General features: G+C 63.2%; 1 pseudogene. It reads right to left on the reverse strand.

Annotated features, from left to right (window positions below):
- Positions 1–261 (reverse strand): annotated as a pseudogene (locus Ga0451573_RS19325) (D-alanine--D-alanine ligase); the annotation flags it as partial.

Below are 261 nucleotides of genomic sequence, written 5' to 3' on the forward strand. Positions count from 1 at the left end.
GTCTTCTTCCAGGATGGTGAAATTGTCGCTCTCGCGCACGATGCGCACGCCGACGCTGGAGCCCTCATCCACGGGCTTCACGACATAGGGCGGGGCGATGACATGGCCCGACAGGACCTGTTCCTTGCTGGCAATGACGCCTTCGGCCACCGGCATGCCCACGGCGGCCAGGATGCGCTTGGTCATCACCTTGTCCATGGCGATGGCGGACGTCATCACGCCGGAATGGGTGTAGGGCACGCCTAGATATTCCAGCACGCC

The organism is Phosphitispora fastidiosa (genome assembly GCF_019008365.1).
GTDB lineage: Bacteria > Bacillota > Thermincolia > Thermincolales > UBA2595 > Phosphitispora > Phosphitispora fastidiosa.